Source organism: Polynucleobacter sp. Fuers-14 (genome assembly GCF_018882045.1).
Lineage (GTDB): Bacteria > Pseudomonadota > Gammaproteobacteria > Burkholderiales > Burkholderiaceae > Polynucleobacter.
This window is the reverse complement of sequence record NZ_JACVPG010000007.1, coordinates 18,881-31,936: the sequence shown is the minus strand read 5'-3', so window position 1 is coordinate 31,936 and position 13,056 is coordinate 18,881. Positions and strand designations below refer to the sequence as shown.

Genomic DNA, 13,056 nt, shown 5'->3' with positions numbered 1-13,056 from the left:
GATTTATGGCTGTATTTACTCCGATTGAGCTTGAAGATATTTCTCAATGGATTACTCAAGACTTTGATATCGGCCAAGCCACTGAAATTCGTGGCATTCATGGTGGTATTGAAAACTCTAATTTTTTCTTAGATACCACCAAGGATGGCAAGAAGCGGGAATATGTTTTAACAATCTTTGAAAGATTGTCTGCGGAACAACTTCCTTTCTATTTAGAGTTAATGCGCCACCTGGCAAACAAAGGTGTGCCTGTACCCAAGCCGATTGAAAACAAACAGGGCAACATTCTCTTTACCCTCAAAGGCAAGCCGGCAGCCATTGTTACCAAGCTACCAGGCCTTTCCAGACTCCAACCAGAAGCCAATCATTGCGCTCTTGTTGGCGGGATGCTAGCGAAGATGCATTTGGCTGGAAAGGATTTTCCAAAGTCCCAAGAGAATCTTCGTAGCCTTGCTTGGTGGCAGAAAACAATACCTTCGGTATTGCAACATTTAAGCACGCCCCAGAAAGAACTCATTACTCATGAGTTAAAAACTCAAGAGGAATTTTTTGCCTCAGGCACCTATGATGGATTGCCGCAAGGGGCGAGTCATTGCGATCTCTTCCGCGACAATGTTTTATTTGACCCCAAAGGATCTGATATCTCTCAAGATCAATTGGGCGGCTTCTTTGATTTTTACTTTGCCGGCACTGATAAATGGCTATTTGATATCGCCGTCACCGTCAATGACTGGTGTCTTGCTGATAACAAGCAAGATTTAGATCCTATTCGCTTAGACGCGTTCATGAAAGCCTATCAGTTGGTTCGCCCTCTCACCAAAGAAGAGCAAGTTAGCTGGCCACTCATGTTGCGTGCAGCAGCTTTACGCTTCTGGGTTTCAAGACTCTGGGACTTCTATTTGCCGCGTGATGCGCAGATGCTTACCCCGCATGACCCTACGCACTTTGAACGTATTCTTTTAAGTCGCCGCTCACTATGAAACTGAATTCCGTAGCACCCAAAGAAGGCTACACCTGGATTAGACAAGGCATTTGGCTCTTTAAACAAAATCCCTTGGGCTTTTTAATGCTGGTCTTTATGTACGTCTTTGCAGCGCAGCTAGCAGTCGTCGTTCCAGTGATTGGCGTCTTTGCAGTGCTTCTGCTCACGCCAACTCTTTCAGTTGGATTCATGACCGCTTGCCGCCAAGGCATTCAAAAGGAGCGCATTAGGCCGATGGTCTATTTGATAGCCCTGCGGTCTAGCCCTATCGTGCGAAAAAGAATTCTGCAATTAGGCCTGGTGTATGCCGGCATGATTTTGTTGCTCAGCTTTATCTTAAGTCTCTTAGTTGACTTTGAATTACTGCTTCCACTGATGACTAGTGATAAACCTATCACGCCCGAGGCTTTGCGTCAGGTTTACTTGGTGCTTTGCTTTGGCGCGATACTGTACATACCAGTAGCGATGTTGATGTGGTTTTCACCAGTCTTGGTTGCATGGACCGATATGTCTGTGCCACAAGCACTCTTCTCTAGCGCATTAGCGTGCTGGGCCAATAAAGCCGCATTCTTTCTGTATCTAGCCATTTGGAGCGCCATTCTGATTGCCATTCCGCTAACAGTGGGAATGATTTTTGATGCGCTTGATCTGGGGCAGGCAGCCTCGTTCATCATCGCCCCGATTTCCATGGCGGGTTTGACGATAATGCACTGCTCTTTTTATGCAACTTGGAAAGCTTGCTTCACAGAAGATGAAGTGGTGTTGCCTGTTTAATTGATTTATCAGTCAATCGCAGCAAGCTTCGCAATACTCAGCTGTAGCCACTTGATACCGTGACGCTTGAAATTAACCTGCGCCCTTGCATCGGCATCTACGCCTTCTAAACCAGTCACGCGCCCTTCACCGAACTTCGTATGAAAGACATTCTGCCCAATGGTGAATGGGTAATTTCCGCGAGGTGGGGAGGCCAGTCTTTTCACTTCCATCGAAGCTGAACCAACTCGCTTCGCCGGTCTTTGACGTTCAGAGCCTGAATCAAAAAAGTCATTCGACTCATATTCGCGTTGACGGGTATAACCATCTTGCCAAGTAGATCCTGATCTTGAGTTTCCACCACCCCAGCGCGCATCTCTTGCTTTAGGGGTAAGCCATTTCAATGAATCGGATGGGAGCTCTTCTAGGAAGCGGGAAGGCATGTTGTAACGCACTTGGCCATGCAACATCCGCGATTGAGTATGAGAGAGATAAAGTCGTTCCTTGGCTCGGGTGATCGCCACATACATCAAGCGGCGCTCTTCCTCTAAGCCGTTTTGCTCATTCACACTGTTCTCGTGAGGGAATAAACCTTCCTCGAGACCGGTAATAAACACTGAGGTGAACTCTAAGCCTTTAGCTGAGTGCACGGTCATTAATTGCACAGCATCTTGCCCTGCTTGGGCTTGATTGTCACCAGCCTCCAATGAAGCATGGGATAAGAAGGCCGCCAAAGGTGAAACCTCTACAACGCCTGGAGCATTCTCTCCCGGCAACATTGCAGCGGCTGCGTCTTGACCGTAACCTTCTTCGGCAATAAAGGCAGTGGCAGCGTTAATCAATTCTTGTAAGTTCTCGACGCGATCCTGTCCTTCGCGCTCAGAGAGGTAATGCTGAATCAAGCCACTATGCTGAATTACAAATTCGACTGTTTCTGGCAAAGTGTTGTGACGCGTAGCTTCACGCATGTGATCTACTAAACGCACAAATCCACTAAGTGCGGCGCCGGCTTTGCCTTCTAAAGTAGAGGCAGCTAAATATAAAGAACACTGTTGTGCTCTGGCAGCATCTTGTAAGGCTTCGATTGATCTTGCACCAATTCCGCGGGTCGGGAAATTCACGACTCGGGAGAATGAAGTGTCGTCATTTGGATTCTCGAGCAAGCGTAAGTAAGCGAGTGCATGTTTAATTTCAGCACGTTCGAAGAAGCGCAAACCGCCATACACACGATACGGAATACCCGCAGAAAATAATGCGTGCTCAATAATGCGTGACTGGGCATTACTACGATAGAGCAAAGCTACTTCAGTACGCTTGATACCACTATTGACTAAAGCCTTGATTTCGTCCACCAGCCAAGCGGCTTCGGCATGATCGCTTGGTGCCTCATAGATACGGACTGGCTCGCCATGACCAGCATCCGTTCGCAGGTTTTTACCCAGGCGCTCAGAGTTATTCGCAATCAGGTGATTTGCCGTATCTAAAATATGGCCGTGTGAGCGATAGTTCTGCTCTAACTTCACCATCAATGGGTGATATTGCTTTTCATAGAGACGCATATTTTCAACGTCGGCGCCACGGAATGCATAAATACTTTGATCATCATCCCCCACCGCAAAAACGGAACTACTACCCATGCCACTGACATTGATGCGACTTGCGTCATGACCCGATAACAATTTAAGCCATGCATATTGCAAAGCATTGGTATCTTGAAACTCATCAATCAAAATATGACGAAAGCGCTCTTGATAGTGAGTCCGAATCGCCTCGCTATGTTTGAGTAATTCATAACTGCGCAATAAGAGTTCAGCAAAATCCACCACACCTTCGCGCTGACATTGTTCATCGTAAGCCGCATACAGTTGCGCCATCTTGGCTTGGAAGTCATCGCCCAGCGCTAAATCTTTTGCGCGTTGACCGCGCTCCTTGGCGTGGGCAATAAAGTATTGCAACTGCTTTGCAGGATATTTTTCATCATCGACTTTTAAGCCCTTTAAAAGGCGCTTAATTGCAGAGAGCTGATCTTGGGTATCCAAGATTTGGAAAGTCGACGGTAAACCCGCTTCCTTGTGATGAGCACGCAATAAACGGTTACAAAGACCATGAAAGGTGCCAATCCACATCCCACGTGTATTAATCGGCAGCATGGCACTGAGACGCAGCATCATCTCTTTGGCAGCCTTATTGGTGAAGGTCACCGCTAGGACGCCAATAGGGGATACCTGGCCGGTCTGAATCAACCAGGCTATACGGGTGGTGAGGACGCGGGTCTTGCCGCTCCCTGCCCCAGCCAAAATCAAGGCTGACTGGGCTTGGCCATTTTCGTGGACGGGCGGGAGGGTCACTGCCTCGCGCTGTTCTGGATTGAGGTTCGCGAGCAAGTCTGAGTACATCAGCCCAATTATAATTTGCCTCTTATGCCAAATGCCTCAAATACCCCTAATTCACCAGCGGCCAGCTCAGCGGACGAGCTCGCCAAATCCTATGAACCCGCCCCGATAGAGGCCTACTGGGGTCCAGAGTGGGAACGCCGAGGTATCGCCGACTCCACCATGGATGAGGGCAAGGGGGACTTTTCTATTCAGCTGCCACCGCCTAATGTAACCGGCACCCTGCATATGGGTCATGCTTTCAATCAAACCATCATGGATGGCTTGGTACGTCATGCGCGAATGTCAGGCAAAAATACTTTATGGGTGCCTGGAACTGATCATGCCGGTATTGCGACTCAAATTGTTGTGGAGCGTCAACTTGACACTCAAAAAGTGTCTCGCCACGACTTAGGCCGCGACAAGTTTTTAGAAAAAGTATGGGAGTGGAAAGAAACTTCCGGCAACACAATTACCCGCCAAATTCGTCGCTTAGGTGCTTCGATCGATTGGGGCAAAGAATATTTCACGATGGACAACAAGATGTCCAAGGCAGTTGTCGAAGTCTTTGTGCGCTTACATGAACAAGGTTTGATTTATCGCGGTAAACGCTTAGTGAACTGGGACCCTGTTTTGGGTACGGCAGTTTCTGATTTAGAAGTAGTGAGCGAAGAAGAAGATGGATCGATGTGGCATATACGCTATCCATTAACTGATGGCTCTGGCCACCTTATCGTTGCTACCACTCGCCCAGAAACCCTATTGGGCGACGTTGCTGTCATGGTGAACCCAGAAGATGAGCGCTACAAGCATCTTATCGGCAAGTCAGTAAACTTGCCTTTGTGTGATCGCCAGATCCCCGTGATTGCTGATGACTATGTTGATTTGAACTTTGGCACTGGAGTTGTGAAGGTAACTCCCGCACATGACTTTAATGACTATGCAGTAGGTCAACGTCATCAACTACCCATGATCAACATCCTCACTTTGGATGCCAAAATTAATGAGAATGCTCCAGCCGCCTATCAAGGCATGGAAAGATTCGCAGCACGCAAACAAGTAGTTTCTGATTTAGAGGCTGCTGGTTTATTGGAAAAAGTTCAGCCACATAAATTAATGGTGCCACGCGGTGATCGCACCCAAACCATCATTGAACCAATGCTCACTGACCAATGGTTTGTGGCGATGTCTAAACCTAGTCCCGATAATAAGTATCAACCAGGCTCCTCGATTGCTGGTGCTGCCTTGGATGCGGTAACCAAAGGTGATATCAAGCTGGTTCCAGAGAACTGGATCAATACCTATACTCAGTGGTTAGAAAATATTCAAGACTGGTGCATCTCCCGTCAACTCTGGTGGGGTCATCAAATCCCCGCTTGGTATGGCGATGATGGACAAATTTTTGTCGGTCGCTCTGAGGAAGAGGCTAAAACGAAAGCTGCTGCCGCTGGATACACCGGCAAACTCAACCGTGACCCTGACGTTCTGGATACTTGGTTCAGCTCTGCGCTCGTACCATTTAGCTCTTTAGGTTGGCCCGAAGAAACGCCTGCTTTAAATCACTTCCTACCTTCATCTGTTTTGGTGACTGGTTTTGACATCATCTTCTTCTGGGTAGCACGCATGGTTATGATGACCTGCCACTTCACTGGAAAAGTACCATTCCACACTGTCTATGTGCATGGCCTAGTGCGCGATGCTGAAGGTCAGAAGATGAGCAAGTCCAAAGGCAACACTTTGGACCCAATCGATTTGATTGATGGCATCAAGATTGAGGAGTTGGTAGGCAAGAGAACTACCGGCCTCATGAATCCAAAACAAGCCGAGAGTATTAGCAAGAAAACAAAAAAAGAGTTTCCGGATGGTATTCCTGCGTTTGGCACTGATGCCCTACGCTTTACTTTTGCCTCTTTGGCTTCGCTGGGTCGCAATATTAACTTTGATCAAAAGCGTTGCGAAGGCTATCGCAATTTCTGTAACAAACTTTGGAATGCCACTCGCTTTGTGCTCATGAATTGCCCTGGTGGCGATGAAGACAATGGCTTTGCACCTTGTGATAACCAATGCGGTCCTGATGGCTATTTGGATTTTTCACCAGCTGATCGTTGGATCGTTTCACAACTCCAAAGAACTGAAGCCGAAGTGGCCAAAGGCTTTGAAGCTTATCGCTTTGATAATATTGCCAGCAGCATTTACCAATTTGTTTGGGATGAGTATTGCGATTGGTATCTAGAGCTTGCTAAGGTGCAATTGCAGACTGGCACTCCAGCACAACAACGCGCCACTCGCCGTACCCTCTTGCGCGTTTTGGAAACTATTTTGCGCATGGCGCATCCTTTAATTCCATTTATTACCGAAACGCTTTGGCAGACTGTTGGCCCTAAATCTGGAAAAGTTTTAGCCCAGCAAGAAAAACAAACCATTGCGCTCCAACCTTATCCTGTTGCTCAGCCTGAAAAGATTGATGAGAAGAGTGAGGCCTGGGTTACGCAGATCAAAGCAATTGTAGATGCCTGCAGAAATCTTCGTGGCGAGATGCAGGTTCCTCCTGGTCAAAAAGTGCCTCTCTGGATCTGCGGTCCAAAAGAGTTCCTGGAAAAAGCGACCCCTTATCTCATGGCGCTTGCTAAATTAACTGAGGTCAAAATCTACAGCGATGAATCTGCTTTAGAGAAAGATGCTCCGGGTGCCCCAATTGCTTTGGTAGGTGATATCAAGCTCCTGCTCAAGATTGAAGTGGATGTTGCCGCTGAACGTATTCGTCTTGGCAAGGAAATTGAGCGTCTAGCTAATGAAATCAATAAAGCCAAGGGCAAATTAACCAATGAAGGCTTTGTGGCACGCGCCCCAGCCGAGGTTGTTGCCCAAGAAAAACAGCGTCTTGCAGGGTTTGAGCAAAACCATGAGAAGCTTGTTGCACAATTAGAGCGTCTCAAATAAAAGCAGTTAAATAGAGCGATTGGAAGTTATATGCCATTAAAAACTAAAGCGGTCACCAAAGCAGTTTTCCCAGTCGCAGGCTTAGGCACGCGCTTTTTGCCAGCTACCAAGGCAAGCCCAAAAGAGATGCTCAATGTGGTTGATAAACCACTTATTCAATACGCCGTTGAGGAAGCGATTGCTGCAGGCATCACTGAAATGATTTTTGTTACCGGTCGCAGCAAACGCGCTATTGAAGATCACTTTGATAAAGCGTATGAACTTGAAGCCGAGTTAGAAGCTAAAAATAAACAAGCTTTGCTTGATATCGTTCGCAACGTTAAACCCAGTCATGTAGATTGTGTATATGTGCGTCAACCTGAAGCGCTTGGCTTAGGTCACGCAGTATTGTGCGCAGAAAAATTGGTTCGCGATGAACCATTCGCCGTCATCTTGGCTGATGACCTATTAGACGGACAACCTCCAGTTCTTAAGCAAATGCTGAAGGTGTTTGAGGAGCAAAATGGCTCGGTACTTGCGGTAGAAAAAATTGATCCCGCAAAGAGTAGCTCCTATGGAATTGTTTCTGGATCTGAAGTAACTAAGGGCATTTATCGCCTAGACGGCATAGTAGAAAAGCCACAACCGAAAGATGCGCCATCTAATTTAGCAGTGGTTGGTCGTTACGTTCTGTCCTCTGACATCTTCGCCCATATTCGCAATCTCAAACCAGGTGCGGGCGGTGAAATTCAACTCACCGATGCAATTGCCGCATTACTAAAAGAAGAGCCAGTATTCGCTTACGAGTACGATGGCGTGCGCTATGACTGTGGCAGTAAATTAGGCTATCTCAAGGCCTCCGTGGAATTTGCCCTGCGTCACCCAGAGGTTTCAGCAGACTTTGCCGCTTATCTCAAGAGCCGCTCTTTAATGTAATCGTTTTTGAGTTTGAATAAAAAAGGCAGAGATTAATCTCTGCCTTTTTGTTTGATTACTTACCAAGAGGTATGAGCGTCAGAATTTTTCTTATCTGCGCTTCATAAAGAAAACCAACACATCACCTTCGGTAGTGCTTGCAAGCAACTCATTACCAGTTTGCTTGGCAAATGCAGGGAAATCATGAGCGGCGCCCACATCGGTTGCCTTAATCTTTAAGACTTCACCCGACTGCATCGTTGCCAATGCTTTTTTAGTACGCAAGATAGGCAATGGGCAGTTCATACCAATCGCATCTACCTCTGCATTAAAGGCAATATTTACTGGTTCACTCATTTGCTTGCTATCCAGTCTTTAACGCCGTCCAAGGCCTCACCCAGCTTACTAGGATCAGTTCCGCCGGCCATCGCCATTTCTGGTTTACCGCCGCCTTTACCGCCCACTTGTTGGGCAACAAAGTTCACGAGATCGCCTGCCTTTACTTTGCCAATAGAGTCAGCCGTAACGCCGGCAATCAAGCTCACCTTATCGCCTTGAACTGAGGCCAACACAATGGCAGCAGTTTTGAGCTTAGCTTTGAGAGCGTCCATCGTTTCGCGCAGTACGCCAGCATCAGCGCCATCAAGTCGCGCAGCAAGGACTTTGATGCCATTCACATCAATGGCTAGACCCGCCAACTCATCGCCCTGGCTGGCAGCTAACTTAGAGTTCACTTTTTCTAAATCGCGCTCAGCTTGACGCAGGCTTTCTTGAAGTTGTGCAACGCGATTAACCAAATCACCAGGATGGGTTTTGAGAATCGCCGCAGCTTCATTGATCTTGTCTTCCAAACCTTGCAAGAAATGCAGCGCGTTATTACCGGTCACAGCCTCAACGCGGCGGATACCAGCGGCAACACCGCCCTCCGAAATAATCTTCAAGCTACCGATATCGCCGGTGCGACCTACGTGAGTGCCGCCACAGAGCTCTTTAGAAGAACCGATCTCCAGCACACGCACTTCAGCGCCATACTTCTCACCAAAGAGCATCATGGCGCCAGTCTTTTGGGCATCATCCAAAGACATGACCTTGCCTGAAGTAGCGGTATTTTCCAGAATCTCTTGATTCACAATATCTTCAATGCGACGAATTTGCTCAGCCGTAATAGGTGCGTTGTGAGTAAAGTCGAAACGGGTCTTAGTGGCATCTACCAATGACCCTTTTTGTTGCACATGATCGCCCAGCACTTCACGTAAGGCTTTGTGCAAGATATGAGTAGCGCTGTGGTTACGCATCGTGTCGGTTCTTTGCTGCACATCTACCAAGGCATTAAGCGCATCGCCGACCTTAAGCTCGCCCTCATGTAATTCGCCTTGATGGCCAAATACATCAGCCTGAATCTTGAAGGTGTCATCCACTGAGAAGCGCACAGTTTCATTACGCAACTCACCTTTATCGCCTACTTGGCCACCAGATTCCGCATAAAAAGGCGTGTTATCTAATACGATCACCGCTGCATCGCCAGCCTTCACTGAGGCGACCTCAGAGCCATCCACATAAAGGGCTGTGACTTTGGCGCCTTCATGCTTTAAGGTGTCATACCCATGAAATTGCGTAGGCTTACCCTTGTAATCAAGCCCTTGAGCTACCTTGAATTTGCCTGCGGCTCTTGCTTGATCACGTTGCTTCTGCATCGCCACTTCAAAACCTTCGGCATCAACAGTAACGCCACGCTCACGACAAACGTCAGCGGTTAAATCCAATGGGAAACCAAAAGTGTCATGCAAACGGAAAGCAGTTTCTCCATCGACTACTTTTGCGCCGCCAGCTAAAGCACCATCCAAAATTTCCATGCCATTAGCAATCGTTTGGAAGAAGCGCTCTTCTTCTTGCTTAATGACTTCACTGACTTTGTCTTGTGCGGCGCGCAACTCTGGATAGGCTTCGCCCATCTCTTTGACAAGCGCAGGCACCAACTGATAAAAGAATGGTTTACGTGCCCCTAACTTATAACCATGACGAATCGCGCGACGCGCAATGCGACGCAATACATAACCACGACCGGCATTACCTGGAATGACGCCATCAACGACAATGAAGCTACATGCGCGGATATGGTCTGCAATCACTTTGAGTGATGGGCTTTGTGCATCACAGTTTTCACCACCCGCCGCATCAACCGCATCCTTAGAAGCCTTAAGGAGATTGACGAAAAGGTCGATCTCATAATTGGAGTGAACATGCTGCAACACTGCTGCAATGCGCTCAAGACCCATGCCTGTATCAACGCTAGGCTTAGGTAGCGGATGCATTACACCGGCCTCATCGCGGTTGTACTGCATGAAGACGTTATTCCAAATTTCGATGAAGCGATCACCATCTTCATCAGGACTTCCAGGAGGGCCGCCAGGAATATGCTCACCGTGATCGTAGAAAATTTCAGTGCAAGGTCCGCAAGGGCCTGTGTCACCCATCATCCAAAAATTATCCGATGCGTAACGCGCACCCTTGTTATCCCCAATGCGAATAATGCGATCGGCGGGCACACCAATTTGCTTATTCCAAATGTCATAAGCCTCTTCATCTTCAGCATAGACAGTGACTAGGAGTTTTTCTTTTGGCAACTTGAAAACTTGGGTCAATAAATCCCAGGCAAATTGAATAGCGTCCTTCTTGAAATAATCTCCAAAAGAGAAATTACCCAACATTTCAAAAAAGGTATGGTGACGCGCGGTGTATCCGACGTTATCCAAGTCATTGTGCTTTCCACCGGCTCGGATGCACTTCTGAGCAGTCGTCGCGCGGTTATATGGGCGCTTATCGAAGCCCAAAAACACATCCTTAAATTGGTTCATGCCTGCATTAGTAAATAGCAGGGTTGGGTCATCCCCTGGCACTACTGGGCTGGAAGGGACGATTTGGTGACCTTTTTGGGCAAAGAAGTCCAGATAGGCCTGGCGAATTTGGGAGACTTTCATGGCAATAATTATCGCATTGGCACCTGTCTAGGGCAAACCCTAGACAAGATCCCCGTATCCTGCCTTACAATCGCTCAACATCAATAAATCGACAAATAAGTCGGTAATTAAGGAGCGCAACTTGGAAATCCGTAATCAAAAAGATTTTGGGGCCGGCCTAATGTATATGGTCATTGGTCTCTTTTTTACCTTCATGGCTACCCAGTACCCAATGGGAACTCCCGCCAAAATGGGGCCTGGATACTTCCCCTTCTGGCTTGGCCTAGTTATGACAGCCCTGGGCTTAATAATCCTAGTGAAGTCACTCAGTGCTAAAGCAGCGATTGAAAAAATCCCTCCTTTCAACTGGAAGGTCATTGGCCTCATTACTGGATCCGTCATTGCATACGGCGCCCTCCTACCAACGATGGGCTTTATCGTAGCGGTCTTCGTTTTGGTATTTATGTCAGCCAGCGCAAGTCATGAATTTCATTGGAAAGGCACTTTAATCAATGCCACATTTCTAATTGTTTTCACTTATTCGGTATTCGTTTTGGGTCTGAAATTGCAGTTCCCATTACTGCCTTTCTTTCTTCAATAACGTACCGGGATACTGAAAATGGACTTATTTGCTAATTTAGCTCTCGGTTTTGATACCGCGTTTACATTACAAAATCTTCTTTACTGTCTGATCGGCTGTGTATTGGGAACCCTGATTGGCGTGTTGCCAGGCTTGGGTCCAATCGCCACGATTGCCATGCTATTGCCAGCTACTTATGCCTTGCCTCCAATCGCTGCATTGATTATGTTGGCTGGTATTTACTACGGCTCACAGTACGGTGGCTCTACAACAGCGATTCTGTTGAACATCCCAGGAGAAACATCCTCGGTGGTGACGGCGATCGATGGCTACCAAATGGCCAGAAATGGTCGAGCTGGTGTTGCATTGTTCACTGCCGGCATGGGTTCATTCTTTGCGGGTTGCGTGGCAACTTTAGTGTTGGCCGCTTTTGCTGCACCCCTCTCACAGTTGGCATTTAAATTTGGGCCCGCTGAATATTTCTCTCTCATGGTCTTGGGTTTGATTGGTGCAGTGGTCTTAGCATCCGGCTCTCTGATCAAAGCGATCGGCATGATCGTCTTGGGCCTTCTAATGGGCTTGATCGGCACCGACGTTAACTCGGGTGTATCGCGTTATGCGTTTGATATTCCTGAATTAAGTGACGGTATTGGTTTCGTAGCTGTTGCTATGGGTGTATTCGGTTTCGCAGAAATCATGGGCAACCTTGAGAAGACCGATGAGGACGAAGGCTTCCTCAATAAGATGACCACCATGATTCCTACCAAGGAAGACGTCAAACGCATGATTCCGTCTATCTTGCGTGGTACTTTTATTGGCTCAATTTTAGGCATCCTGCCAGGCGGAGGAGCAGCCTTGGCATCTTTCGGCGCCTACTCTGTCGAGAAGAAATCCTCCAAATACAGCCATGAGTTTGGTAAAGGTGCGATTGAGGGTGTAGCTGGTCCAGAGTCAGCCAACAATGCTGCTGCTCAAACATCATTTATTCCTTTACTTACCTTAGGTATCCCACCAAACGCGGTAATGGCATTAATGGTTGGCGCGATGACGATTCATAACATTCAACCAGGTCCTCAGGTAATGACAAGCAACCCTGCTTTGTTCTGGGGTCTGATCGCTTCCATGTGGATTGGTAACGTGATGTTGATTCTCTTGAACTTGCCCTTGATTGGTATCTGGGTAAAGTTACTAAAAATTCCTTATCGCTTCATGTACCCAGCCATTCTGGTTTTCTGCTGTATCGGCGTCTATACCGTAAACAACACTGTGTTTGACGTATACGTGACCGCTGCCTTCGGCATCATTGGTTACCTCTTTTTCAAACTGGGTTGCGAACCGCCTCCATTGCTTTTGGGCTTCGTACTTGGACCAATGATGGAAGAGAACTTCCGCCGCGCATTATTGTTATCCCGTGGCGATTTCACTACCTTCTTGACTCGTCCACTTTCCTTGGGATTACTGATTGCATCAGCACTCTTGGTGGTCATGGTTACCTTGCCGGCAGTCAAGAAGACTCGCGAAGAGGCATTTGTCGAAGACTGATAGTTTTATGCCTCACAGAAACGAGCCCGCAGCTGT

The 13,056-nt window shown here is 47.5% G+C and carries 9 protein-coding genes; 6 read left to right on the top strand and 3 right to left on the bottom strand.

All coding sequences use genetic code 11. The annotated features are described in order from the left end of the window. Positions 1–5 precede the first annotated feature (5 nt). Positions 6–980: a homoserine kinase gene (locus tag ICN40_RS05125; RefSeq protein ID WP_072582855.1), complete on the top strand. Its 975-nt coding sequence runs from the start codon at positions 6–8 to the stop codon at positions 978–980. Further along, positions 977–1,756 (top strand): BPSS1780 family membrane protein, encoded by a 780-nt coding sequence (locus ICN40_RS05120; protein WP_216242597.1) that lies wholly within the window; start codon positions 977–979, stop codon positions 1,754–1,756. Before ICN40_RS05125 ends, ICN40_RS05120 begins: the two co-directional genes overlap by 4 nt. A gap of 8 nt (positions 1,757–1,764) precedes the next feature. Here ICN40_RS05120 and ICN40_RS05115 read toward each other — a convergent pair whose 3' ends face one another. Further along, a complete protein-coding gene (locus ICN40_RS05115; protein ID WP_072582853.1) occupies positions 1,765–4,131 on the bottom strand; it encodes a UvrD-helicase domain-containing protein in 2,367 nt (788 codons plus the stop codon). Positions 4,132–4,155: 24 nt separating this feature from the next. On the opposite strand from ICN40_RS05115, the gene ICN40_RS05110 reads away from it, so the two are divergent. Then, positions 4,156–7,047, top strand: a complete 2,892-nt coding sequence (locus ICN40_RS05110) for a valine--tRNA ligase (protein WP_216242596.1) — start codon at positions 4,156–4,158, stop codon at positions 7,045–7,047. A gap of 30 nt (positions 7,048–7,077) precedes the next feature. After that, positions 7,078–7,962 carry a UTP--glucose-1-phosphate uridylyltransferase GalU gene (gene galU, locus ICN40_RS05105; protein WP_216242595.1) on the top strand — a complete coding sequence of 295 codons (885 nt, stop codon included), beginning with the start codon at positions 7,078–7,080 and terminating at the stop codon, positions 7,960–7,962. A gap of 90 nt (positions 7,963–8,052) precedes the next feature. Here the strand turns inward: galU and ICN40_RS05100 are convergent, their stop codons facing one another. Then, complete coding sequence (locus ICN40_RS05100; protein WP_216860739.1) at positions 8,053–8,298, bottom strand: sulfurtransferase TusA family protein; 246 nt, start codon at positions 8,296–8,298, stop codon at positions 8,053–8,055. Next, positions 8,295–10,919, bottom strand: coding sequence for an alanine--tRNA ligase (gene alaS / locus ICN40_RS05095; RefSeq protein ID WP_216242594.1), 2,625 nt, complete (start codon positions 10,917–10,919; stop codon positions 8,295–8,297). The genes ICN40_RS05100 and alaS overlap by 4 nt, the downstream gene beginning before the upstream one ends. A 121-nt stretch (positions 10,920–11,040) precedes the next feature. On the opposite strand from alaS, the gene ICN40_RS05090 reads away from it, so the two are divergent. Both ICN40_RS05090 and ICN40_RS05085 read left to right on the top strand, forming a co-directional pair. Then, on the top strand, positions 11,041–11,499 hold the full coding sequence (locus ICN40_RS05090) for a tripartite tricarboxylate transporter TctB family protein (protein WP_072582849.1): 459 nt from the start codon (positions 11,041–11,043) through the stop codon (positions 11,497–11,499). Positions 11,500–11,517: 18 nt separating this feature from the next. Beyond that, complete coding sequence (locus ICN40_RS05085) at positions 11,518–13,020, top strand: tripartite tricarboxylate transporter permease (RefSeq protein ID WP_072582848.1); 1,503 nt, start codon at positions 11,518–11,520, stop codon at positions 13,018–13,020. The last annotated feature ends 36 nt before the right edge of the window (positions 13,021–13,056 follow it).

Coding starts and splice junctions, on each gene's coding strand:
- ICN40_RS05120 (WP_216242597.1), top strand. CDS start 977: ATGAAACTGAATTCCGTAGCACCCAAAGAAGGCTACACCTGGATTAGA.
- alaS (WP_216242594.1), bottom strand. CDS start 10,919: ATGAAAGTCTCCCAAATTCGCCAGGCCTATCTGGACTTCTTTGCCCAA.
- ICN40_RS05110 (WP_216242596.1), top strand. CDS start 4,156: ATGCCAAATGCCTCAAATACCCCTAATTCACCAGCGGCCAGCTCAGCG.
- galU (WP_216242595.1), top strand. CDS start 7,078: ATGCCATTAAAAACTAAAGCGGTCACCAAAGCAGTTTTCCCAGTCGCA.
- ICN40_RS05100 (WP_216860739.1), bottom strand. CDS start 8,298: ATGAGTGAACCAGTAAATATTGCCTTTAATGCAGAGGTAGATGCGATT.
- ICN40_RS05125 (WP_072582855.1), top strand. CDS start 6: ATGGCTGTATTTACTCCGATTGAGCTTGAAGATATTTCTCAATGGATT.
- ICN40_RS05115 (WP_072582853.1), bottom strand. CDS start 4,131: ATGTACTCAGACTTGCTCGCGAACCTCAATCCAGAACAGCGCGAGGCA.
- ICN40_RS05085 (WP_072582848.1), top strand. CDS start 11,518: ATGGACTTATTTGCTAATTTAGCTCTCGGTTTTGATACCGCGTTTACA.